This is a genomic window from Massilia agilis (assembly GCF_024756255.1).
GTDB lineage: Bacteria > Pseudomonadota > Gammaproteobacteria > Burkholderiales > Burkholderiaceae_D > Telluria > Telluria agilis.
The window spans coordinates 240,725-263,683 of the sequence record NZ_JANUHB010000006.1; the positions used below are offsets into that span (position 1 = coordinate 240,725).

General features: G+C 66.5%; 18 protein-coding genes. 13 read left to right on the top strand and 5 right to left on the bottom strand.

Annotated features, from left to right (window positions below):
* Positions 1 to 38 precede the first annotated feature (38 nt).
* The 5 genes from NX774_RS21250 to NX774_RS21270 are packed head-to-tail and all read right to left on the bottom strand — an operon-like array spanning position 39 to position 5,149.
* Positions 39 to 1,502: an efflux transporter outer membrane subunit gene (locus NX774_RS21250; protein ID WP_258824280.1), complete on the bottom strand. Its 1,464-nt coding sequence runs from the start codon at positions 1,500 to 1,502 to the stop codon at positions 39 to 41.
* 6 nt (positions 1,503 to 1,508) lie between these two features.
* Positions 1,509 to 2,423, bottom strand: a complete 915-nt coding sequence (locus NX774_RS21255) for an efflux RND transporter periplasmic adaptor subunit (protein ID WP_258824281.1) — start codon at positions 2,421 to 2,423, stop codon at positions 1,509 to 1,511.
* Positions 2,424 to 2,430: 7 nt separating this feature from the next.
* The gene (locus tag NX774_RS21260; RefSeq protein WP_258824282.1) at positions 2,431 to 2,637 is read right to left on the bottom strand and encodes a DUF1656 domain-containing protein; all 207 of its coding nucleotides are present in this window, start codon (positions 2,635 to 2,637) and stop codon (positions 2,431 to 2,433) included.
* The gene (locus tag NX774_RS21265; RefSeq protein WP_258824283.1) at positions 2,634 to 4,685 is read right to left on the bottom strand and encodes an FUSC family protein; all 2,052 of its coding nucleotides are present in this window, start codon (positions 4,683 to 4,685) and stop codon (positions 2,634 to 2,636) included. The genes NX774_RS21260 and NX774_RS21265 overlap by 4 nt, the downstream gene beginning before the upstream one ends.
* Positions 4,682 to 5,149, bottom strand: coding sequence for a MarR family winged helix-turn-helix transcriptional regulator (locus NX774_RS21270; RefSeq protein WP_258824284.1), 468 nt, complete (start codon positions 5,147 to 5,149; stop codon positions 4,682 to 4,684). Before NX774_RS21270 ends, NX774_RS21265 begins: the two co-directional genes overlap by 4 nt.
* A gap of 333 nt (positions 5,150 to 5,482) precedes the next feature.
* Here NX774_RS21270 and NX774_RS21275 point away from each other — a divergent pair, with 333 nt between their 5' ends.
* The 13 genes from NX774_RS21275 to NX774_RS21335 all read left to right on the top strand — a co-directional run bounded on the left by NX774_RS21275 (position 5,483) and on the right by NX774_RS21335 (position 22,944).
* Positions 5,483 to 6,049 (top strand): Pvc16 family protein, encoded by a 567-nt coding sequence (locus tag NX774_RS21275; protein WP_258824285.1) that lies wholly within the window; start codon positions 5,483 to 5,485, stop codon positions 6,047 to 6,049.
* Positions 6,046 to 6,861, top strand: a complete 816-nt coding sequence (locus NX774_RS21280; protein ID WP_258824286.1) for a hypothetical protein — start codon at positions 6,046 to 6,048, stop codon at positions 6,859 to 6,861. The genes NX774_RS21275 and NX774_RS21280 overlap by 4 nt, the downstream gene beginning before the upstream one ends.
* Before the next feature lie 240 nt (positions 6,862 to 7,101).
* Positions 7,102 to 8,493 carry a phage tail sheath family protein gene (locus NX774_RS21285; protein ID WP_258824287.1) on the top strand — a complete coding sequence of 464 codons (1,392 nt, stop codon included), beginning with the start codon at positions 7,102 to 7,104 and terminating at the stop codon, positions 8,491 to 8,493.
* Between the two features lie 59 nt (positions 8,494 to 8,552).
* Positions 8,553 to 9,020 carry a phage tail protein gene (locus NX774_RS21290; RefSeq protein WP_258824288.1) on the top strand — a complete coding sequence of 156 codons (468 nt, stop codon included), beginning with the start codon at positions 8,553 to 8,555 and terminating at the stop codon, positions 9,018 to 9,020.
* The gene (locus NX774_RS21295) at positions 9,007 to 9,507 is read left to right on the top strand and encodes a phage tail protein (RefSeq protein ID WP_258824289.1); all 501 of its coding nucleotides are present in this window, start codon (positions 9,007 to 9,009) and stop codon (positions 9,505 to 9,507) included. The genes NX774_RS21290 and NX774_RS21295 overlap by 14 nt, the downstream gene beginning before the upstream one ends.
* A gap of 1 nt (position 9,508) precedes the next feature.
* The gene (locus NX774_RS21300) at positions 9,509 to 9,676 is read left to right on the top strand and encodes a DUF5908 family protein (protein WP_258824290.1); all 168 of its coding nucleotides are present in this window, start codon (positions 9,509 to 9,511) and stop codon (positions 9,674 to 9,676) included.
* 24 nt (positions 9,677 to 9,700) lie between these two features.
* On the top strand, positions 9,701 to 10,369 hold the full coding sequence (locus NX774_RS21305) for a CIS tube protein (protein WP_258824291.1): 669 nt from the start codon (positions 9,701 to 9,703) through the stop codon (positions 10,367 to 10,369).
* A complete protein-coding gene (gene vgrG, locus NX774_RS21310) occupies positions 10,362 to 12,146 on the top strand; it encodes a type VI secretion system tip protein VgrG (protein ID WP_258824292.1) in 1,785 nt (594 codons plus the stop codon). The genes NX774_RS21305 and vgrG overlap by 8 nt, the downstream gene beginning before the upstream one ends.
* A 12-nt stretch (positions 12,147 to 12,158) precedes the next feature.
* Positions 12,159 to 12,458 carry a PAAR domain-containing protein gene (locus NX774_RS21315; protein ID WP_258824293.1) on the top strand — a complete coding sequence of 100 codons (300 nt, stop codon included), beginning with the start codon at positions 12,159 to 12,161 and terminating at the stop codon, positions 12,456 to 12,458.
* Positions 12,459 to 12,463: 5 nt separating this feature from the next.
* Positions 12,464 to 12,874: a GPW/gp25 family protein gene (locus NX774_RS21320; protein ID WP_258824294.1), complete on the top strand. Its 411-nt coding sequence runs from the start codon at positions 12,464 to 12,466 to the stop codon at positions 12,872 to 12,874.
* Positions 12,871 to 16,632, top strand: coding sequence for a baseplate J/gp47 family protein (locus tag NX774_RS21325; protein ID WP_258824295.1), 3,762 nt, complete (start codon positions 12,871 to 12,873; stop codon positions 16,630 to 16,632). Before NX774_RS21320 ends, NX774_RS21325 begins: the two co-directional genes overlap by 4 nt.
* Positions 16,629 to 19,091: a baseplate wedge protein gene (locus NX774_RS21330; RefSeq protein WP_258824296.1), complete on the top strand. Its 2,463-nt coding sequence runs from the start codon at positions 16,629 to 16,631 to the stop codon at positions 19,089 to 19,091. Before NX774_RS21325 ends, NX774_RS21330 begins: the two co-directional genes overlap by 4 nt.
* On the top strand, positions 19,081 to 22,944 hold the full coding sequence (locus NX774_RS21335) for a contractile injection system tape measure protein (RefSeq protein WP_258824297.1): 3,864 nt from the start codon (positions 19,081 to 19,083) through the stop codon (positions 22,942 to 22,944). The genes NX774_RS21330 and NX774_RS21335 overlap by 11 nt, the downstream gene beginning before the upstream one ends.
* Positions 22,945 to 22,959: the final 15 nt, after the last annotated feature.

Sequence of the window (22,959 nt, forward strand, 5' to 3'; positions counted from 1 at the left end):
CGTGGGCAGACGAGCTGCCCACCCTACGCAAAGCATGCTCAGTGCTTCTCTTCGTGGTGCTGCTTGTGCGTGCTCTCCCACCCACCTCCCAGCGCCAGGAACAGGTTCACCTGGTCCGTGGCCAGCTGCGTGTCCGACACCGCCACCGCGCTCTCCGCGACAGCCAGCGCCCGGTCCGCATCGAGCCGGGTGAGGAAGTCCGCGCGCCCGAACTCGTACAGCTTGTCCGCCTGCCGTGCCGCCAGCGCGCTCTGGTCGCGCGAAGCCTTGAGCGCCGCATTGCGATCCAGTTCGCGCGCATACACCGTCAGCGCGCTCTCGGTTTCGCGCAGCGCACCCAGCACCACGCTGTCGAACCGCGCCAGCGCGCCTTCGGTGCCGGCCTTGGCCTGCGCAATGTGCACGCGTGCCGGGCTGGTGGCCGGCAGGCTCCAGCGGATCAGGGGCCCCAGCGCATAGTGCCAGGTGTTCGCATCGCCCACGCCCGGGATCATGCCGATGCTGCCGAACGACGCGCCCAGGTTGATGCTGGGGTAGAGCTCCGCCGTCGCCACGCCGATGCGCGCGGTGGCGCCAGCCAGCAGGCGCTCGGCCTGGCGGATGTCCGGCCGCCGGCGCAGCAGCGCGGCGCCATCGCCGACGGGAATCGCCGAGGCCACGTGCGGCGGCACCTCGCACCTGGCCACCTCGGCGGGAAAGTTGGACGGCACCTCGCCGGTGAGCACCGCCAGCTTGTACAGCGCGGTGCGGCGCTGCGCTTGCAGCGGCGGCAGCGCCGCGCGCAGCTGCTCGAGCTGGGCACGTGCGCGGCTGTTGTCCAGCGCAATGCCGCGTCCCTTCTTCACGCGGTCGGCGGTGAGGTCGACGAATTGCTGCTGCAGGTCCACCGAATGCTGCGCCACCCTGATCTGGTAGCCGGCCGAGCAAGCCTGCGCGTACGCGCGCGCGGTCTCCGCGGCCACCGTCACGTGTGCGATGTCGCTCGCCGCTTGCGCCGCTTCCTCGTCGGCCTGCGCCGCCTCGATGCCGCGCTTGATCTTGCCGAACAGGTCAAGCTGGTACGATACTTTTATTTCGCCCGAATACAACCCGGTATCCGGCAGCACTTCGGGCAGGCCGAGTGACATGCCCGAGATGCGTCCGTAGGCCGGCGCCGCTTCCATGTCCACCTCGGGGCGCTTCTTCTCCTCGACCTCTTCCAGCACCGCGTGCGAACGCTTCAGGTTGGCCGCCGCCACGCGCAGGTCCGCGTTGGCGGCGAACGCTTTCTCGATCAGTTTGTCGAGGGTGCTGTCGTGGTACAGCCGCCACCAGTCGGCCGGCAGTGGTTCGGACTTGAACGGCTGTTCCGCCGCGCCCATGAAAGGCGCGGACGCGGCCGGCCGCTTGATCACCGCTTCGGCCGGCACGTGGTAGTCCGGGCCGACCGTGGTGCAGGCGGCAAGCAGCGCCGCTGCGGCCGCCACTGCCGTTCGTGTCAGGCTTGATCGGTATGAAGTCATCTGTGCTTACTTGTTCGGGGTGGAGGCCATGGCGTGCAGCGCGGATCGTGCCGGCGCAGCCGGCAGCACCTGCACCGTGGCGGTCTGGCCGGCGACCAGGCGCACGTTCGCCGGCACGGCGTCGATCGCCACGCGTACCGGAATGCGCTGGGCAAGGCGCACCCAGTTGAAGGTCGGGTTCACGTTCGGCAGCAGGTTCGCGCCGGTGGTGCGGTCACGGTCGGCAATGCCCTCGGCGAAGCTCTCGATGTGGCCGGAAATCGTGTCGTGCGAGCCCATGAGGGTCACTCGCACCGGGTCGCCCAGGTGCACGCGCGGCAGCTTGGTCTCTTCAAAGTAGCCCTCGACGTAGAACGACTTGCGGTCCACCACGGCCATCACCGGGCGGCTGGCGGTCGCATAGCCGCCCACGCGCAGGTCCAGGTTGGTCACGAAGCCTTCCACGCTGGAGACCACGCGCGTGCGCTCCAGGTTCAGCCGCGCCGTGTCGCGGTTCACTTCGGCCTGCGCCAGCGCGGCGCGCGCCTGGTCGGTGCGGGTCTGGCCCTGCTCGCGTGTCTCTTGCGAGACCAGGTCGTCCAGCTGCGTGTTGCGCTTGTTCTCGCGCTGCGCCTGTGCCAGTGCGGCCTGCGCCGCCTGCACCGTGGCCTCGGCCTGGCGCAGCGCTAGTTCAAAGCGCGCGCGATCGATCTCGAACAGCGGCTCGCCCGCCTTCACCACCTGGTTGTCGTGCACGTACACCTTGGTGACCGGGCCGGTCACGTCCGGCGCCACCTGCACCACGTATGCCTTCACGCGGCCGTCGCGGGTCCACGGATCGACCTCGTAATAGCGCCACAACTGCGCCCCGGCGTACACCGCGCCGGCGGTGGCCAGCAAGGTAATCGCTACCCGGCCCGCGGCCGGAAAAAAGTTTTTCATGACCATGTCAAAACCAGTTGGATGCGAAAAAAGCGAGGCTGCCCAGCACGATGACGAACAGCGAAAGATCGAACAGCGCCGGGTGCCACACCAGGCGATAGAAACCCACGCGCCCCAGCACGCCCGCGAGCACGCGCGAGACCAGCAGCGCGGGCAGCATCAGCAGCAGCAGCGGGGGCATGTACATGCCGAACAGGTTCACTTCGCCGATCATCGGATTTCCTTTTCAATCACGGGTGAGCTCTGGTAAGGCGCGGCCTGCGGGAACAGGTCGCGCCGGATGCCGGCCAGCGCGGTCGCCGCGTCCCGCTGGCCCTTGGATGGCGGCGCCGCGCACACCGAGCGCAGCGCATTGTCGAGCGACGCCAGCAGGCGCGCTTCGCCGTCTTCGTCCACGCGCGGACGCGCTTCGAAGTGCTGCGACAGGTGCTCCATCAGCGGCCACAGCGCGGCCTGGCTGCGGCCCAGCTGCGCGCGTGCCTCGACCAGCTGCGTCATGTTCAGGCCGATGCGCAGGTCCACCAGCGCGTCGGCCGCCAGCAGGTCCTGCTGCTTGCCCGCCAGCGCCAGGCGCGGCGTAAGCAGCGCAATGCGGTCCACCATGCGGGACGAGAACTCCGTCACCGACGGCGCGCGCTCGCCGCTGCCGATGCGCGCCAGCTCGCTCCAGCCGGCCTTGAGCAGGCGCCGCGCGGTAAAGCCCGCGCCCACGGTACGAAACAGCTGCGTCACCAGCGCCGACGCCCAGATGCCGGCCAATTGGGCGATGATGGTGTTCGCGAACGAGACCATGTCGGCGCTGTTCGTGTCATGCATCGCCAATGTGGTGAGGATGCCGAACAGGAAAGGCATCGCCTTGCCGAAGGTCGCCGGCCGCGCGATCAGCACGCCCAGCACGAGGAATGCGGGCGCACATGCAAGCGCCAGCATCTCGAAGCTGTGAACGGCCGGCACGATCGCCAGCAGGTACACGGCCGACACCGGAACCGACCACAGCGTGTAGCGCAGGAAGCCCTTGATGAACTGCGCCGGGTCGTCCTGGGTCGAGAAGAAGCAGGACATCACGGCCGCCATCATCGGCGCGACCGACGCGGACGGCCAGCCGGTGAATATCCAGAACGCGCAGCAGGCCAGGATGCCGATGACCGCGCCAAGCGCGGACATGAGCGCCATTCCGCGGTCCAGGTGCAGCGCGGCCGAGCCGACCGGGCGCACGTCGCGCGCGGACGCCGGCAGCTCGCCATGCGCGCCGGCGTCGATGTGGCCGCGCAGCGCCTGCACCGCCACGCACTGGTCGAGCAGCGCCCGCAGGCGCGCCGCCAGGTTCACCTCGACCAGCTCCTGCCAGCCAGAGTGCGAACCGATCGCCGGCGCCAGCGCGTCGATCTGCGCCCGCAGTGCCACCTCGCGGCCGGCCTCGGCCTGGCCGCGGTGGGCGCCGGTCCATGTGCGGATATCGTCGAGCAGCGCGTTCCAGCGCAGCGACACGCCGCCCGCGCCGAGCTCGCGCAGCGCCAGCAAGCGGTCCTCGATGGCGGACAGCAGCGGCACCATGGTCGCCAGCCGGTCCTGCAGCGCGTGGATCGCATTGGACGTCCAGCGCAGGTGCGAGGTGTCGAATGGCAGGTGGGTGGACATCATGCGCAGCTCGGTGATGTCGGCGGCCAGCTTGCGCCGGTCCTGCGCGCTGCGCTCGTCGCCGTTGGGAGAGAGCGCGTCCGAGATCCAGTGCTGCGCGTCGCGCAGCGCGTGGTCCAGGCGCGACAGCAGCACCGGCGCAAAGCTCTGCGGGAACACCAGCGTGTGGATCAGTGTGGCGCAGCCCAGTCCCAGCAGGATCTCTTCGACCCGCGCCAGGCCCACGTCGAAGATCGTCTCCGGCCGGTCCACCGCCGGGAACGCGATCAGCGCACAGGTGTACCCGGCCAGCATCACCACGTACGAGCGTGGCGTGCGGTCCAGCAGCGAGATGTACAGGCACCCCGCCACCCACAGCGCAATGCCAAGCGAAAGCAGTTCGGGCGAATCGACCAGGGTCGGCACCAGCACCACCGCGCCGAGCGCGCCGAGAAAGGTGCCGGCCAGGCGAAAGATCGCTTTCGAGCGCGTGGGCCCGGCGAACGGCGCGGACACGATATACGCGGTCATCATCGACCAGAACGGGCGCGGCAGGCCGATACGCATCGACACGTACAGCGCAAGCATCGAGGCGGCGAAGCTTTTGACGGAAAAGAGCGCCTCTTGAACGGTGGGCGCCCTCACGCGGCCTTGCGCCCGCAGGCGTGGTGGGTGGCGATGGCGGCGGACAGGCCCTGCAGCACGCGCAGGCAGGCATGCACGTCCTCCTCGGCCACGCCGGCGAACAGCTGGCGGCGGAAAGGCACCAGCGCCTCTTCCATCGCAGCGGCGCGGCGCTTGCCTTCGTCGGTGAGGTGCAGCGTCTTGGCGCGGCGGTCGTGCGCATCCTCTCGGCGCTCGACCAGGCCGCTTTCGACCAGCTGGTCGGTCACGCGCACCAGGGACGGCGCCTCCACCCCCAGCAAGTCGGCCAGCACGCCGCAGCGTACGCCTTCGCCCATGCGGCCCATCAGCAGCACCGGCAACCCGGTCGCCTGCGACAGGCTGTACTCGCCCGCCACCTTGTCGACGGCGGCGCGGTAGGCGCGCGCGACCGGCCCCAGGGAGGAGGCGAGGGTCATCAGGCTCTGGTCGTAAGCAGTTGGCATCCGCGATCGTCAGTATTCGTTAGAGTTCGAAAGTTTAGCATCCTAAGTAATTTCTCTCAAGTAGGACTTGTCCTACGTCAAGGATTGTAGTGATATACTGGCAAGTTTTTTTGAGCCGAAAGGGGATTTGAAAATAGAAAAATATGCTGTTTGAATGCCCATTCGGCATATTTCATGCTCGCCGGGTTTTTTGTAACGACAGCCTGAATGGATATGCCGGAAACGTTTCTTTCGTGATATTGTCACCGCCAGTTCTTCCATCCATCTAATCTATCGGGTCGGCCCCGATAATTGCGGCAAGGTAGCGAGCGCGTTGTGCGATAGGACAGGCAGATGATTGATGTGTCGTTGGGCTACGTCAGGAAGGTTCTGGACCAGTACCTGGTGTCTTACCTGGACGCCGCTCCCGGCATCGTCGTGATGGATAACCTGTCGGGCTCGGATTCGCCCGAGCCGCAAAAGAATCGCAACCGGGTGGTGCTGACGCTGGTAAATCTCGAGTACGAGACCAACAAGCAATTCTCCGGCGGCACCCGCCGCGAGGGCGACCGTTCAATCCAGGTCAACCCGGCCGTTCGTTTTAATCTCGATATTCTCGTTTCCGCGAATTTCGACGATTATGCGGAATCACTGAAATTCCTGAGTGCGGTGATCGGCTATTTCCAGGAAAATCTCGCTTTTACCCGGTCCACCAATCCGGAGATGCCAGACGGTATTTCGGCGCTGAAGTTCGAGATTGAAAATTCGCCGTCCGAGAAAATGCACAATCTGTGGACCGCCCTCGGCACCAGCTACGTGCCGTCGATCGTCTACAAGATCAGGCACGTCAGCATGCAATCCGGCCAGGTCAAGGGCAGTGTTCCCTCGGTGCAGGACTATACCGCCTCGTCGCAGCCATGACCGCCTGCCTCTTCCAGCTCAAGATATCGCATGGCTATTTTGCCAGCGGCATGTTGGAGGGCTGGACATTGGCGCCGGACCCAGCCACCCGGGCGGTCCTCCAGCGTTACGGCCTGGTGCCCGGCATGCGCGACGGGGTGTTTTCGCTGACCACGTTCCAACCGGACCCCGTGGCGCAGTTGCGCTTCCTGGATGACCAGCTGGACGGGGCGCCGCTGGTGTTCTGGCTCGGTTGCGACCAAGAGCAATTCCTCACCGTGACCGACCTGCCGCTCGACTGGGCCGGCCAACTCGACCTGAGCAGCAAATCCTGCACGCACGAGGCGGGCGAATGGCGTCTTGCGCCCGTACCCGGACCGCGCACCGTCCAGCGCGACGGCGTGGCGGGGGTGCTGTCGGTGTACCTGGACGACCTGCTGGCGATGGGCGGCCAGGACGTCGTGTTCAGCGCCGGTTTCGCCGCCCGCCAGGTCCATTGGGTGTATTACCTGGTCAATCGCGGCCAGACCCGCCTGGAAAATCCCGCGATCGGCAAAAACGGCTTTGTTTTCGCCGGACCGCAGCCTGCAATATTGCCCGGCGGTGAAAAGGCGATGTGTTTTGATTCAGGCGATACCGCTTTTCCCTTGCAGCAAAAGCCGACGGTCATGTTCGATTTGTTGGCAAAGCCCGCCGGAATGTCGGCCGATAACGACGACAATGCGGAATATTGCGTGATAAAGGGATTACCGGTCCCGGGTGGAAACCAGCTGGAAGTGCGAAAAGGCGGCAATGCCTCGTACGTTTTTTGTGCGATGCATGTTTATTTGTAGGCAGATTAGCAGACGGGAATAAGAAATTAATATCTAACCAAAACAGGGTGATCGATGGCTACCTATGCAACTCCCGGAGTTTATATTAACGAGGTTAATGCCTTTCCCAATTCAGTCGTGCCGATAGCCACGGCGGTTCCGGCTTTTATCGGCTATACCCCGAAGGCTGAATACCAGGGAAAATCATTACGCAATAAACCGCAGAAGATCACCTCGTTCGCCGATTTCCAGGCGATGTTCATGCTGGATAATCCGCCGCCCCCGGCCGACCCTGCCCGGCAATACAGCCCCGAGTATTACCTGGTGGCGCAGGCCCAGGAACCCGCGGTCGGCAATTACATGATGATCAACGGGCAGTATTACTCGGTGCTGCCCGACCCGAACACGATTTATCATCTTTACAACAGCATCCGCCTGTTCTTCCAGAACGGCGGCGGCGACGCCTACATCGTCTCGGTCGGCGGTTACGGCGCGGCCAGCAAGAAGCCACTGACCGATCCCACCGCCCGCCCGGTCAACCCCAACGTGCAGCTGGCCGACCTGCAGCGCGGCCTGGCCCTGCTCAAGAACGAGCAGGAACCGACGATGTACATCTGCCCGGAAGCGACCCTGCTCGCGCCGGCGGACAACCAGACGCTGATGCAGGGCATGCTGCTGCAGGCCGAAGAGATGCAGACCGCCGTCTGCCTGTTCGACGTGATCGGGGGCGCCAACCCGGACCCGATCATGTACACCCAGGACATCGAGAACTTCCGCAACAGCACCGGCAACAACGGACTGAAGTTCGGTACCTGCTACTACCCCTTCATCGGCACGACCATCATGCAGTCGTCCGATATCGACTTCACCAACCTGTTCGGCGGCGACACCAAGCAGCTGGCGGCCTTCATCAATCCGCCGTCCGCGCCCAATGCCGACGTGGCTACGATCCTGGGGCAGATCCAGAACCCGCCGGCCAACCCGCTCACCAACAGCCAGCTGCAGGCGGCCCTGCTGACCGCCAGCCAGACCTATTCGCAGATCATCAAGCATGTGCTCGAGACGGCCAACCTGCTGCCGCCCAGCGGTGCGATGGCGGGGGTGTACGCGGTCAACGACAACCAGAACGGCGTGTGGAGCGCCCCGGCCAACACCAGCATCGTGGGCGCGGTGAGCCTGCCGATCCGGCTGACCGACAGCCAGCAGGAAAACCTGAACATCGACGCCGTCTCGGGCAAGTCGGTCAATGCGATCCGCTTCTTCAACGGCCAGGGCATCCTGGTCTGGGGCGCCCGCACGCTCGACGGCAACAGCCAGGACTGGCGCTACGTCTCGGTGCGCCGGACCATGACCTTCATCGAACAGTCGGTCAAGCTGGCCGCGCGCGCCTACGTGTTCGAGCCGAACAACGCCAACACCTGGGCGGCGGTCAAGAGCATGATCAGCAGCTTCCTGACCACCGTGTGGAAGGAAGGCGGGCTGCAGGGCGCTTCCCCGGCCGATGCCTTCCAGGTGTCGGTGGGCCTGGGCAGCACGATGACGGCCGACGACCTGCTCGATGGCTACATGCGGGTGACGGTGCTGGTGGCGGTGGTGAGGCCGGCCGAGTTCCTTGTCCTCACCTTCCAACAGCAGCAGGCCAAATCCGGCTGATCCGGCCCGATCCGGCGTTCCCATTGAATCCGTAGAACCCTATAGCTGAGAGGACCACCATGGCAGATGATGGAAGCAAGGAAGGCGCAACCTGGCCGATGCCCAAATTCCGTTTCGAAGTCGACTTCGGAACGCAGCTGAAGCAGATCGCATTCCAGGAAGTGTCGGGAATGGACAAGGAAGTGCAGGTCATCGAATACCGGCACAGCAACAACCCGCTGTTCTCGACGATCAAGATGCCGGGCATCGCGAAATACGGCAACGTCACCATGAAACGGGGCGTGTTCGTCAACGACAACACGTTCTGGGCCTGGATGGACGAGATCAAGATGAACACCATCGCGCGCCGCACCGTCCTGATCAAGTTGCTGGACGAGGCGGGCGAGGTGACCATGCAGTGGCAGCTGAACAATGCGTGGCCGACCAAGATCACCGGCACCGACCTCAAGTCGGACGGCAACGAGGTCGCCGTGGACACGATCGAAATCGCGCATGAACAGCTGATCATCACGAATGGCAAGTCCTGACCTGCTCACCAGCTTTTATTTCAGTGTGAAGGTCACCGGGAAAAGCAGCGCCAACGACGCTGCTTTCCAGGAGGCTTCCGGCCTGGGCAAGGAGATCAAGACCGAGGATGTCGGCAGCGGCGGCGAAAACCGCTTCCGCTACCGGCTCCCGGCCGGCACCACCTACCAGAACCTGGTGTTAAAGCGCGGCGTGGTGCTGGCCGATTCGCCCTTGATCGAGTGGTGCCAGATGACGCTCGATGGCGGGCTGGGCAAGCCGGTCGAGACCCACGATGTCCTCGTCAGCCTGCTCAACGAAAAAGGCCAGACCTGCATCAGCTGGACCTTCGCCAAGGCCTATCCGGTGAAATGGCAGATGAGCGACCTGAAGTCGCAGGAAAGCAGCATTCTGGTGGAAACGATCGAGTTTGCGTACCGCTATTTCGAGGTGGATGACAGCCGCGACAACGAGTACGCCGGCGTGGCCGCCCTTTTTGGAGATGAGTGAGATGCCTGTCGAAATCCGCGAACTGGTCATCCAGACCAATATCGTCAGCCCGGCCCGAACCCAGGAGGCGCCGGGCAGCGACCAGCTCGCCCTGTTGAAGCAGCAGATCGTGCAGGAATGCCTGAAAGCGATCAAGGACAAGGCGCCGAGGAACGGACTGGACCGCTAAGGACACGGGCGCCACATGGGCAACATGAAAATTGTCGCTTACACCGACGAGAAATTCACCAGCACGCTGGCCGGCGGCGAGTATGAGGTCATGCTCAACCCCGAGAAGCTGCAATGGGGCCGCAGCATCCAGTACAACGAAGACGCGGCGGTGGACACCAGCGCGCCCGCGACCAAGTACAACAAGACGCTGAGCGAAAAGCTCAGCTTCGAGCTGGTCATCGACTGTACCGGCGTGGTGGACGACACCCGGGTGGACATGCCCACCGAAGTCAAGCAGCTGTCCAAGGTCATCTACGACTACAACGGCGACATCCACCGCCCCAACTACCTCATCATCAACTGGGGCAGCGGGCTGGCGTTCAAGTGCGTGCTGACCAGCTTTAACCTGTCCTACACGCTGTTCAAGCCCGACGGCACACCCCTGCGCGCGCGCGCGTCGCTGGAATTCAGCTCGTACATCGACCTGGCCACGCTCGCCAAGAAGGAAAAGAAGTCTTCGCCCGACCTGACCCACCTGGTCACCGTGGTCGAGGGCGACAGCCTGCCGGCGATCTCGCAGCGCATCTACCGCTCCCCTGGCCACTACATCCAGATTGCCCAATACAACGGGCTGGACAAGTTCAGGCGCCTGGCCCCCGGCTCGGTGCTGACGGTCCCGCCACTACTTCCCGCAGAGGCCGACCATGCCTGATTCCACAGCCGGCGGCGTCGTCAGCTACGACATCAAGGTCAACGGCGCCAGCATTCCCGGCACCTACCTTGTGCACGCGATCCACATCGAACAGGCCGTGAACCGGATCGCGACCGCCACCATCACCGTGCTCGACGGCGACCCGTCGGCCGAGAACTTCGCCATCAGCGCCTCGGCCAATTTCGTTCCCGGCAACACGATCTCGATCGAGCTTGGCTACGACGGCCAGGACACCGTGGTCTTTTCCGGCATCGTGACCAAGCAAGCGATCCGGGTCATCAATGCGATGGGCCCGGTGCTCGACATCGAATGCAAGGACCAGGCGGTGAAAATGACCGTCGGCCGCAAGAGCGCCAACTTCAGCAAGAAGACCGACAGCGACGTCATCCAGACCCTGATCGGCAATGCCGGCCTGTCCGCCGCCGTCACCGCCACCAGCAACCAGCTGCCCACCCTGGTCCAGTACTACGTGAGCGACTGGGACTTCATGCTCTCGCGCGCGGAAGTGAACGGCATGCTGGCCACCACGATCAACAACAAGGTCAGCGTGTTCGACCCGACCGCCGACACCACATCGGCGCTCACGCTCACCTATGGCAGCAACATCTTCGACTTTGAAGCCGAGCTCAACGCGCTGACGCAGTTGTCGCAGGTGAAGGCCAGCGCCTGGGACTTCCAGACCCAGAAGCTGATCTCGGCGCAGGCCGCCAACACGCTGGCCGGGCCCGGCAACCTCTCCAGCAAGACCCTGGCCGGCGTCGTCGGCCTGGCCAGTTACGAGCTGCAGACCACCGCCACCGAAACCAGCGCCGAACTGACCTCCTGGGCCAAGGCCCAGATGCTCAGGAGCTCGCTGTCCAAGATCACCGGCACGGTGCGCTTCCAGGGCAGCACGGCCCTGGTGCCGGGCAAGTACGTGACGCTCGACGGGCTGGGCGCGCGCTTTGACGGCGCGCATTTCGTGTCCGCCGTGCGCCACGAGGTCTCGCAAGGAAACTGGGTCACGCAGGCCAGCATCGGCATGGCGCCCACCTGGTTCGCGCAGGAGAACCAGGTCGAAGCGCCATCGGCAGCCGGCCTGCTGCCCGGGATCCAGGGCCTGTACAACGCCACCGTCCAGAAGATCTACGAAGACGAGGACAACGAGTACCGCATCCTGGTCGAGGTGGCGCTGTTCAACGACAACGCCACCGGGCTGTGGGCGCGGCTGGCCAACTTCTACTCGACCAACGGGCAGGGCGTGTTCTTCCTGCCGGAGGTGGGCGACGAGGTGATCCTTGGCTTCCTGAACCAGGACCCGCGCTATCCGGTCATCCTGGGCAGCATGTACAGCCAGAAGAACAAGACCTATTCGGCCTTCACGCCGAACCAGAAGAACAGCATGAAGGGCATCGTCAGCAAGAGCGAGCTGCGGGTCATGTTCGACGACGAGAACAAGATCCTGTCGCTGGTCACGCCCGCCGGCAACACGCTGGTGCTCGATGACCAGGGCAAGCAGGTCGAGCTGAAGGACCAGAACGGCAATTCGATCGTCATGGCCCAGTCCGGCATCACGATCAAGAGCAACGGCAACATCACGATCGAAGCCAGCCAGAAGGTCACGATCAAGGGCACCACCGGCATCGACGTGCAAAGTTCCGGCGGCGACGTCAGCACCTCGGGCCTGAACATCAAGGAAACCGCCCAGCTCCAGTATGCCGCCAAAGGCAGCGCCACCGCCGAAGTGCAGGGCGGCGCGACGCTGACGCTCAAGGGCGCCATGGTCATGATCAACTAACCGGAACCGACCATGCCGCCCGCCGCCCGCCTGACCGACATGCACCAGTGCCCGATGGTAACGCCAGGCGTGCCGCCCGTGCCCCACGTCGGCGGCCCGGTAGTGGGGCCGGGTTGCCCGACTGTCCTGATCGGCAAGCTGCCGGCCGCGCGCGTGGGCGACAGCCTGGTGTGCGTGGGGCCGCCGGATGCGATCGTCAAGGGCTCGGCCACCGTGATGATCGGCGGCATGCCGGCGGCGCGGATGGGCGACACCACGGCCCACGGCGGCGCCATCGTGCTGGGATTGCCAACCGTCCTCATCGGGGGCTGAGCGGCATGGACGAGCGCAACGAACGCACTTTCCTGGGCACCGGCTGGACGTTCCCGCCGCGCTTTGACAACGCAAGCATGCACCTGCTGCTCAGTTCCGGCGAAGCCAACATCAACCAGTCGATCGACCTGCTGCTGGGCACGCCACGCGGCAGCCGCAGCCTGCAGCCGGACATTGGTTCCGACCTGGCGCGCTACGTTTTTCGCCGGCTCGACGCCACCATGGCTGAAGAGATCGTCCAGTCGGTCAAAACCACGCTCCTCAATGGCGAGCCGCGCATCACCGTGGACAAGGTGGACGTGTCCAGCCCCGACGGCACCATCGTGTACATCGCGGTGACCTACCACATCCGCACCACCAACACCCGCCACAACCACGTGTTCCCGTTCTCGCTCGCGGAGGGGACGAACCTGTGAGCGGACCAGGCACGAATGCCAACAGCCGCGCCGCCCGGCTCGCGCAGGCGCTCGACCCGGCCAGCTGCCCGGTCGATGCGCGCGACAGCCGCGACCGGCTCGCATTCGTGGCCGAACTGGCGCGGCTGGTGTTGTACTACGACGCGCAGAACCGGCTGGCAGGGGATTGGCAGCCGTTCTTCCTGAAGGACCCGGCGATTTTGCTGGCCGCGATCGGCAAGACCGATTACAAGGCCGGCCACGTCCAGTTCGTGCAGCTGGACCAGCGTTTTATGTCGTCAGGCGACGGCGAGCGCATTGCCTTGGTCAACGACCTGTGCCGGCTGCTGCGCGAAGCCTTCGTCACGCTCAACCGCTGGCTGCACTTCATGCAGCGCGGCGGGCGCGACTACCCGCTGGGCGCCTTTCTCAAGAAGAAAATCGAGACCAGCCTGTCCGGGCAGCTGTGGACGATGGTGGCCTGCCAGCAGTTCCTCAGCATCCAGACCGGCAACAACCCGGACGGCCAGGTCGGCCGGCCCGACACCGCCACTTACCAAGGATTTGAAGCCGCCTGGGCGCGCGACATGCCGGTATGGCGCCCGGAGGGCGACGCCTTGTCTGCGGGGTGGAAGACCTTGTGCGCCGCCTGGCTGGCGGTGTTTGACGTGCTGGTGCAGACGGTGGAACAGGCGAGCGTGCAGTTTTACGCGCAGGTGGACAACCCGACCCGCTTTCCCGACACCGCCCTGCTCATCGCGTTCAGCGCGCTGATGGACAAGCAGCGCGCGCTGGTCAACGGCTACGGCCAGCAGCACCTGGACTTTTACTACAGCCGCGTGCTGCAGGAAACGCCGCTGCCGGCGCAGCCCGACGAGGTGTTCGTGTTCCTGTCGCTCAAAGCGGCGGCCGGCACGCTGGCCTTGCCGCAGGGCGCCGAGTTCACCGCCGGCACCTATCCCGACAACAGCGACATCGTGTTCGCCAGCGATGCGCCGGTGGAGATCAACCGCGCGGCCATTGCGTCGGCCTGTGCGCTGTATTACCAGCCGCAGGCCCCCGATCCCGGCCTGTACCGCACGGACTGTGGCAACCCCACGCAGCAGCCACAACCGTGGGCCGCGTTCGGCGGCGCCGGCGGCACGCAGGTAACGCAGGGCTTTGCGCTGGCCTCGCCCATGCTGCTGTTACAGGGTGGATCGCGCAACATCACCATCACGCTGGAGTTTGCCGCCGCGCCGCCTGCCGGCTTGTTCGATGGGGCGACCTGCTACCTGAGCACCGGCACGGCATGGCTGGCGGTGCCGCCCGCGCAGGTGTCGCTGGCGCCGACGTCGATCGGGATCAGCCTGCTGCCAACCGATCCGCCCATCGTCGCGTTCACGCAGCCGCAGGAGGGCTTGTCCAGCGACTGGCCCATGTTCCGGCTGCTGCTGGGGCCATCGGCCAACCTGCTCGAACCGCCAAGCCTGAGCCAGGTGAAGATCGGCGTCACGGTCACGGGCCTTTCGCAGCTGTCGCTTGCCAACGATGTGTCGCCCTTGCCCGATACCGGGGCGGCTGAGATGTTCGGGCCCGTGCCTGCGTTGGGCAATTGTTTTTACGTGGGCAGCCGCGAAGTGTTTGCCAAGCCGGTCGAAACACTCGGGGTCACTATCCACTGGGACAACCTGCCGGCCGACTTCGCCGACTACTACCAGGACTACAACACCTACCTGATGTCCCGGCCGGCGCCGGTGCAAACCTTCGACAACACCGCCTTCCGCGGGCAATGGAGCCTGCTGCTCGCGCAGGGATGGGAGCCGCTGCTGCCCACTGCGCCGCCGCCGGTCGAGGACTCGCTGGCGCCGACCTGCCTGTTCCAGCAAGCGACCCCGGCGCCGGCAGCCGTGCCTGCGCCGACACCAGCGCCTGCCCCGGCCGTCCCGCCCAATCTCGCCCAGAGCACGTTCACGTTCGCGCCCAGCAAGGAGGCGCCGATCCCGCCGGTACCGGACCTTGCCCGGTCCGCCTTGCCGCCGCCGCTGCAGGCTGCCGCCGGGTACCTGCGCTTTGCGCTGCAGGCGCCGGCCTGGGCTTTCGGCTACGAGCTCTATCCCAAGCTGGTCTCGCACATCACCCTGCTAAACGCGCAAACGCTGATCGACATGGCCAAGCAGCCGTCGCTGCTCAGCAGGATTTGGACGTCGATCAAGAAATTCGTGGCTGGCATCGTGGCCGCGTTCAAGAAGATCGGCGCGGCGGTAGCGGCGGTCTTCAAGAAGATCGGGGCATGGTTCAAGAAAATCCTGGGCAAGCCTGCGGAGGACGATACCGGCACGGTAACTCCCCAGCCCACGCCCGCGCCCGGCCCGGCGCTGCTCGAGATGCCGAACACGCCCTACAGCCCGCGCCAGGCGGGTGTGTCGGTGGACTACACGGCCAGCAGCACGGCCACGGTGTCCGCCGTCGCGCCGCCCGCCGGCGCGCAGCCGCTGCAACTGTTCCACGTCGGCCCCTTCCAATCCTACCTGGCGTTCGACGCCGAGGTGGCAGGCGGCCAAGGCTTTGCCGCCTGCATTCCGGGCGCGGCTGCAGGCGGCTTGCCGCTGTTCCCCGGCGTCGGCGGGCAGGGCGCGCTGTACCTTGGGTTGGGCGGCGTCAGCGCTGCCTGCACGCTCTCGCTCTTCCTGGAAGTCTGCTCCGGCGCCGGCGAGGACAGCGTGGACTGGTTCTGCTGGGGCGCCGCCGGATGGGAGCCTGTCACGCTGCTGGAAGACGGCACCGACGGCCTGCGCCGTTCCGGCATCGTGCGCCTGGCGCTGCCCGCGCCGGTGCCGTGCCCGGTGATGGCTTCCGGGAACTACTGGCTGGCGCTGGCAAGCGGCAAGACTGCACCGAACGTCACGCTGGGATATGTGCAAACCCAGGCGCTCAAGCTGCGCCGCGCCGACGCATCCATGTTTGCGCCGGGGCAGGTCCCGCTCATCGATGCCAATGCCATCACGGCGATGCGCAACCAGCCGCCCACGATCGGCGCAATCGTCCAACCGTTCCCGTCGGGCGGCGGCTTGCCTGCCGAGACGCAGGATTCGTTCGGCGGCTTCGCGAGCTTCTACCGGCGCGTCGCGGCCAGGCTCAACCACAAAGACCGTTGCAGCAGCCTGCGCAATTACGAGGACATGGCCTACGGGGCCAGCCAGGACCTGTATTTCGCGCGTGCCCTGGCGGACGAGGACGGGCAGGTCACCGTTGCGCTCGTCAGCCGCTACGCCAGTGCCACCTTGCCCAACGCCTGGCGGCCCGTGATGAATGCGGCCGAGCTCGATACCCTGCAACAGTACTTCGCCCAGCGCGTGTCGGCGATGGCCCAGCCTTGCGTGGCCGGATTCACGCACCAGGAGGTCACGGTCAAGGCCACGCTGGTGGTCGCCAGCGACGCCATCCCGGCCACGCTGCTGGCCGAGCTGGGCCAGTGGCTGCGGCTCTACCTGTCGCCGTGGATCGACAGCGACTTGGCGCAGATGGACATGGCGCTGGGGCTGACCAGCTCGGGCGTGATCTCCGTGCTGCGCAGCCATCCGCAAGTGCTGTCCATCGCGGCGTTCAGCCTGCTGGGTGCCGATGGCGCGCCGCTGCAGCCGGGAACGGGCGGACTGTTCAATCCCGAACCGGGCGCCATGTTTGTCACCGCCATGGAGCACGCGCTGTCAGTTGCCACACCGGACGCGCCGGGTTCGCCAGCCGCCGCGGGAGATGACGCCAACGCCGTAGCCGCCGGCGAGGAGGTGGCCGCATGAGCGACGACGACCTCATGGACGACGACCGCTACATCGTCGACGAACCCTTGCCCGATGCCGTCAATTTCGACGTGCTCAAGGACGAAGGGATCGCGCGCCTGAAGGCCCTGGCCGGCCAGGTCTGGACCAATTTCAACGAAAGCGACCCGGGCGTCACCATCCTCGACCAGCTCTGCTATGCGCTGACCGAGCTGGGCTATTGCGCCCGGTTTCCCATCGAGGACGTGCTCACGCGCGCTGACGGCACCATCAACTACGACGGGCAGTTCTTCCTGCCGCAGGACATCCTGACCTGCTCCCCGGTCACGCCTGACGACTACCGCAGGCTGGTGCACGACCGGCTGGCGGCGGTGCGTGCGGTGTACCTGGTGCCCCAATGCACGGACAGCGGCCGCCTGACCGGTCGCTACCTCACCTATTTCTGCGCCGACGCCGACGAGGCGCTCGTTGGCGCGCGCATCGACGCCTTGCTCAACCAGCACCGCAACCTGGGCGAGCAGTTCCTCGCGCCGCAGCCCTTGCAGCCCCTGGTGATCACGCTGGCCGGATCGGTTTACCTGCAAGACGGGGCGGACGCCAGCGCTGTCTACAACCGCATCCTGCAGGTGCTGCGCGAGTACGAGGTGCCGCCGGTGGTGCAGTCGGGCTACGGCGAGCTGCGCGCACAGGGATTCACGGCCGACGAGATTTTCAACGGCCCGCGCCTGGACAACGGCTGGATCGGCGGCCCCGACGCGCTCGGCGCCAAGCGCACGGTGGTCAGCCTGTACGAGCTCAACACGCTCATTGCAGCGATCGACGGCGTGTCGCACCTCGACGGCCTGGCCTTCGCCGACCACGACGGGCAAGAGGTGGCGGTCGGTGACGACCAGATTCCACAGCTAACCCCCGGCCCCGGGTTCGGCCTGCAGGGCATCGGGCAGCCCATGGCGCGCCCGCTGGATACAGCCGCGCTCGAACTGGCCAGCCTGCGCGCCAGCCACGACGCCGCCAGCGTCGAGTCGCAGGTCGACCTGGCGCCGGACGTACCGCAGGGCAGTTACCGCAACATCGAGCAGTACTACTCGGTACAGAACACCTTTCCCGAAATCTACGGCATCGGGCCGAACTCGCTACAGTCGGACACTCCCAGCTACCGCGTCGCCAGCGCGCGCCAGCTCAAGGGCTACCTGCTCGTGTACGACCAGTTGCTCGCCAACGAGTTTTCCCAGCTCGCGCATGTGGGCGACCTGTTCTCGTTCGCAGCGCCGCAGCCGGTGGAAGGCGAGCGCTGGCCGCTGCACCGCACGTTCTGCACCACCTACCATTCGCAGCCGCTGTACGACGTGCCGGACGTGCAGGCCCTGTTGCGTGGCAGCGAGTCCTTCCATTACCAGCTCGACCCGAACAAGCCCGACGCCCAGGTGGAACGCGGCGCATGGAAGCGCTACCGCAACTTCCCGTTCAACGAATACATTCACGGCCTGCGCGCGATCACCGAAACCGAGGACGAGGCGGTGCGCCGCCGCGACGCCATGCTGACCCACCTGATGGCGCGCCACGGCGACGACGCGGCCGAGTACCACCCGATGTTCAAGGCCACCCAGTGGTATGGCAGCGAGCTCAAGACGCGCGTCGTCGTCAAGTCGGTCTGGTTGCAGAACTACCAGCAGTTGTCCAGCCACCGCACCAACGGGTTCAACTACCAGGCGGCCGATCCGCTCACAGCGCCCGGTCCGTTCGCCGCAGCCAGCAGTGTGCGCGCCGGGCCGGATGACAAGATCGCGGCGGGTATCCTGCGCAACTTCTCCGCCTTTGAGCTGAAGCTGGCGATCCTGCTCGGCCTGCCCGCGCACCTGGCCAGCCTGGCCGACAAGCTGGAGGCGCTGCTGCGGCAGGAGGATTTCCTGTCATGGCTGCGGCAGGGCGGCGATCCGGGATCGTCGTGGCAGCTCAAGGACACGGACGTGGTCGTGGTGCGCGGTGTGGACAGCAGCGGCAAGGAGCAGCAGCAGCTGTTCGATGGCGCACAGTGCCTGATGGACATCAGTCCGGTATCGGCCGAGGCGATTGGCGAGAACACCTACCGCGTGCACGCCGACCAACTGGGCTGGCTGTCCACGCAGCGCAAGGGCGTGCTGCTGGTCGAGCACATCCTGCTGCTGCCGTCGTATGCGTTCAACGACGCCGGCTACTACCTGGCGGCCACGCTGGTGTTGCCGGCCTACGTCACCCTGTTCCAGCAGGCCGCCTTTGCCAGCTACCTGGACACGCTGGTGCAACTGCACTGGCCGGCGCACGTGCGCCTGCGCCGGCTGGACGCGTCGTGCACCGTGCTCAAGCCGCTCATCCCGCTGTTTGTCGAATGGCACAACGGCCTCAACGCGAGCCCGGCCGCGAATGCGCCCGACGCCGTGTTCCCGGGGCCGACGCTGGCCAAGCTGCTGGGCATCGGGAAGGAGGTTGCGCATGCCGCCTGACCACGTCATTGCCCAATGCCGCTGGCAAACCACCTTCGACCACGAGGCCACCGGGGTGGCGCTGCAAGACTTTCTCAGCCACTGGAGCAACAGCGAGCTGCCCGGCGAGATCGGGGCGTCTTTCGAGCGCCGCTGCCCGCCCGGGACGACATGGCGCATCGAGCGCCTGGAGCTGGAACTGGGCGATATCGCGCTGGAAGAGCTGCCGCTGGAGTTGCCCCGGCGCCTGCGCGCGAGCCTGCAGCAGGCGCTGGACAATCTTCTCGCGCAGCACGACCGGGGCCTGGCGGAAGTGTTTGGCGATAACTTGCTGGTGCTGGATGAAAACGCCAGGGCGCAGCAGTTGATCGCGAGCTTCTTGCAACACGGCAGCATGCCGTGGTGGCTCAGCGGCAACGCCGACCTGCTGCAGGTGTTCGACGGCCAGCTGGACCGGTTTCCTGACGTTGTCATCGGCCTCGTTCGGGACCTGGGGCGCGCAGAGGCCGTGCGGCGGCGGCTGGTGTGGCAGGCCGGCGAGCCCCGGGTGCGGCGCGTGGTGCGCTTGCTCGAACCCGGGCACGCGGATTTCATCTGCTCGTATGCCGACGGCCTGTTCGCCGTGCAGGCCCAGCGCAGGCTGGCCAGTGTCGATAGCCGCGCGTTCCGCAGCGATACCTGGATCGACATCCTCGGCTACCTGCTGGTGGACCGCGGCAGCCTGTTCAACACCATGGCGTTCGTGCAGGCCAACCTGCGCGCCATGGCGCAGCGCTACCACATCGACGAGGACACGCTGCTCGAGCAGATGTCCGAGGCCGCTGTCGCGCTCGAGCCGATGGGCCTGGCCACCCCGGTGTTCATCCAGGCTATCAAGGCGGTCCACCGCCAGCGCACTGCGCGTGCGATCGCGCCTGGCGCGCCGGCCGCCGCAGCGCCGGACCAATGGGCGCAGTTCGCGGCGATGCTGCGCTACAGCCGCGCGCGGCAGGCATCGGGCGGCGCGAGCCTGCGGCTGGGGCAGATGTTCACGGTATTGAGCGACGAGGATGCCCAGCGGATGGCGGGGCTGCTGCGCCGCGAGGGCCGGGCCGCTTCGGTGCGGCACGGCATGCTGCAGCATTTTTCCACCGACGAGCTTGCGCGCGTGGTGCGCGTGCTGGAACCGCAGGACCACGAATTCATCGTCGCCCATGCCGAGCACACCCAGGCGGTGGCGCAGCGGCAGCGCTGGAGCGGGCGGACCGTGTGGCAGGTGCTGCTGGCCTACCTGCTGGTCGAACGTGGCTCGCACTTCAACCGCCGCCAGCTGGTGCACGACACCGTGCTGCAGGTGTGCAAGCAGCGCGGCTACGCCTACGGTCTGTTCCTCGACCTGCTGATCCACGCGGTGCTGGCCGAGCATCCCACGCACCACCGCTTCGAGCTGCTGTCGATCTTGCAGGAGCTGCGCGGCAGCCACGGGCGTTCGCAGGCCGCGCACGGCCTCTCGCGCGACGACTGGCTGGACCTGCTCGATTTCCTGAAAGGCGGCCGGGCGGCGCAGGGCACGGCCGCTGGTGCGCGCCGTCTGTTGCTGGGCAAGCTGGCGCAGCAGCCGGCACTGGCAAGCACCCTGCTGCGCGAGCCAGTGCTGCGCGGCGTCAGCGATGCCGTGCTGGCCCAGCGCTTGCTGGCGCTGGCTGGCGCGGCTGACTGGCAGGCGGTGTTGGCGATGTTCGAGCCGGCCGCCGGCCAACTCTGCGCATCGTTGGCCACGCTCTTGCCGCGCTGGCACCGGCAGGGCCTGCTGCCCAGCCTCGACCGGATTGACCTGGCGCTCGAGCTGCCGGCGCTGCTGCTGCAAGCGCTGCCCGCGTTCCGCCAGGGCCGCCACGGCAGGGGAGCAACCTTCCACCCGCGGGCCTACTGGCGCACCCTGACCACCTTGCTGCGGCAGGCGGGCGGCGTGGACATCGAGTCGTTCGAACAGCAACTGCGGGCCTGTCTCGATCCCGATGGCGGCCACTCGGACGAGGCAGCGCCGGGCGAGCCGCGCGCATGGCTGCTGCCGTTGCTTGGCCCGGCCCAGGCGGAAGAAGCTGCGCCGGTCGTTCCCCAAGGCGCCGGCCAATCGCTGCGCACCCAGCTGTTCGACGCGCTGCGCCAGCTGCTGGCCGGGCGCACGCCGGCTCCCGCGCAGGCGCTGGAGCAATTGTGGCGGCAGGCCGACCACGGCGATGCGATCCGAACCTGGCTGTCCGCCCAGCCCGACAAGTACCAGCTGCTGCAACGGCTGGGCCGTCTGCGCCACGTTGAACCGGTCGAACGCTGGCTGGTGGCGCAGTTGCCAACCGGGTTGCGCGCGCCGGACGAGGCGCTGCGGCAGTGGTCGGCCCTGCTGCGCGAAAGCGGCTGCTGGCAGGGCGCCGCCGCCGTGCTGGACCGGCAGCTGCACGAGGTCTTCTGGATGGTGAGCTTCGACGCCCGCCGGCACGGGCTGGAGGCCAGCGCGCTTCTGGCCAGGGTCGCGGCCAGCGCCTGCCTGCGCCTGGGCATCCGCGTGCAGGCCTGTGTTGCCGCCTGCCTGGCGCACCTGCCGCTACTCGGCCAATCGCACTGGCGCAAGGCCTTTGTGCTGATGTCGTCGCGTGCGTTGGCTCCGGTGCGACATGATCCGTCCGCTCCTGCCGCACCATCGCGCCCGGCGGCCCCGCGTGCATTCCAGCAGGACTACGTCGGCCGCTACCTGGACCACCCGCGCCTGGCCGAGGCGGCCCGCTACCTGTTGCGCCACGGCCGCCCACCCGCCTGGCTCGCGGGGCCGCTGGACCTGGCGCGCCTGCTGTTCGACCTGTGCACGCTCCGCCCGGACCGCCTGCTCGCGATCCTGCGCGGGCTGGAGCACGACAGCGCGGCCATGTTCCGCTTGTCGAACGCCATGCCGTTCAGCTGGCTGCTCGACGCCATGCGCTCGGCCGCGCCCGCACGCCACGCCGAAGCCGCACTGCTGGACCAACTGCACGACTGGCTGGCCGCGCTGGATCTCGCCGGCACTGGCGCGCCGCAAAGGCAGGCGGTGCTGTTCCGGCTCGTGCTCGAACACTGGCTGGGCGGCGACTGGGCCGCGCTTGCGCCGGACCAGCTTGCCGCTGGCTTGTCGTGGCGGCTGGCGCGCGAGCTGGACCTGGACACCGGCGCGCTGCGGCAGGCCATGGAGCCGCGCCTGCAGTCCGCGCCCGCCGCGTTGCGCGCCCCCTTCGCGCAGGCCTTGTCCGGCCGCACCGAGCCGCCGCTCGCGCGTCTGCCGGATGCCGCCAAGCAGCTCGCCCGGTTGCCGAAGCAGCCGGCACGCCGGCCGGATCCGGTGGAAGAACGCGTGACGGCCCCGTGGAGCGTCCACAACGCGGGCCTGGTGCTGTTGCAGGACTGGTTTCGGCCCCTGTTCACCCGGCTGGGACTGGTGGCGGGCGACCGCTTCGTCAGCGCGCACGCGCAGCGCCGCGCCGTGCACTACCTGCAGTTCCTGGCGACCGGTCACACCGAGACGCCGGAGCATTTGCTGTTGTTGAACAAGGTGTTGTGTGGCCTGGCATGGCATGAGCCGGTGGAAGCCGGCATCGACATGTCCGCGGAAGACAAGGCGCTCTGCGAGAGCCTGCTGGAAGCGGCGATTGGATATTGGCGTGCAGCCGGCAGTAGTTCGATACAAGGTTTCAGAGGTAATTGGTTGGTGCGGGGCGGTTCTTTGAGTGAGGGCGGCGAGCGGTGGAACCTGGTGGTGGAGGAAAGGCGTGCCTACGACGTGCTGTTGGCACGCTCTCCATTTACCTTTTCCTTCATCAAGCTGCCCTGGATGGAAAAAGCGGTGTACGTAACCTGGCCGACGGTATGAGCGGTTTTCCGGGAT

Bases quoted from the DNA above. Each gene is read 5' to 3' on its own strand.
- NX774_RS21250 (WP_258824280.1), bottom strand. From the start codon at position 1,502: ATGACTTCATACCGATCAAGCCTGACACGAACGGCAGTGGCGGCCGCA.
- NX774_RS21255 (WP_258824281.1), bottom strand. From the start codon at position 2,423: ATGAAAAACTTTTTTCCGGCCGCGGGCCGGGTAGCGATTACCTTGCTG.
- NX774_RS21260 (WP_258824282.1), bottom strand. From the start codon at position 2,637: ATGATCGGCGAAGTGAACCTGTTCGGCATGTACATGCCCCCGCTGCTG.
- NX774_RS21270 (WP_258824284.1), bottom strand. From the start codon at position 5,149: ATGCCAACTGCTTACGACCAGAGCCTGATGACCCTCGCCTCCTCCCTG.
- NX774_RS21275 (WP_258824285.1), top strand. From the start codon at position 5,483: ATGATTGATGTGTCGTTGGGCTACGTCAGGAAGGTTCTGGACCAGTAC.
- NX774_RS21280 (WP_258824286.1), top strand. From the start codon at position 6,046: ATGACCGCCTGCCTCTTCCAGCTCAAGATATCGCATGGCTATTTTGCC.
- NX774_RS21285 (WP_258824287.1), top strand. From the start codon at position 7,102: ATGCTGGATAATCCGCCGCCCCCGGCCGACCCTGCCCGGCAATACAGC.
- NX774_RS21290 (WP_258824288.1), top strand. From the start codon at position 8,553: ATGGCAGATGATGGAAGCAAGGAAGGCGCAACCTGGCCGATGCCCAAA.
- NX774_RS21295 (WP_258824289.1), top strand. From the start codon at position 9,007: ATGGCAAGTCCTGACCTGCTCACCAGCTTTTATTTCAGTGTGAAGGTC.
- NX774_RS21300 (WP_258824290.1), top strand. From the start codon at position 9,509: ATGCCTGTCGAAATCCGCGAACTGGTCATCCAGACCAATATCGTCAGC.
- NX774_RS21305 (WP_258824291.1), top strand. From the start codon at position 9,701: ATGAAAATTGTCGCTTACACCGACGAGAAATTCACCAGCACGCTGGCC.
- vgrG (WP_258824292.1), top strand. From the start codon at position 10,362: ATGCCTGATTCCACAGCCGGCGGCGTCGTCAGCTACGACATCAAGGTC.
- NX774_RS21315 (WP_258824293.1), top strand. From the start codon at position 12,159: ATGCCGCCCGCCGCCCGCCTGACCGACATGCACCAGTGCCCGATGGTA.
- NX774_RS21320 (WP_258824294.1), top strand. From the start codon at position 12,464: ATGGACGAGCGCAACGAACGCACTTTCCTGGGCACCGGCTGGACGTTC.
- NX774_RS21330 (WP_258824296.1), top strand. From the start codon at position 16,629: ATGAGCGACGACGACCTCATGGACGACGACCGCTACATCGTCGACGAA.
- NX774_RS21335 (WP_258824297.1), top strand. From the start codon at position 19,081: ATGCCGCCTGACCACGTCATTGCCCAATGCCGCTGGCAAACCACCTTC.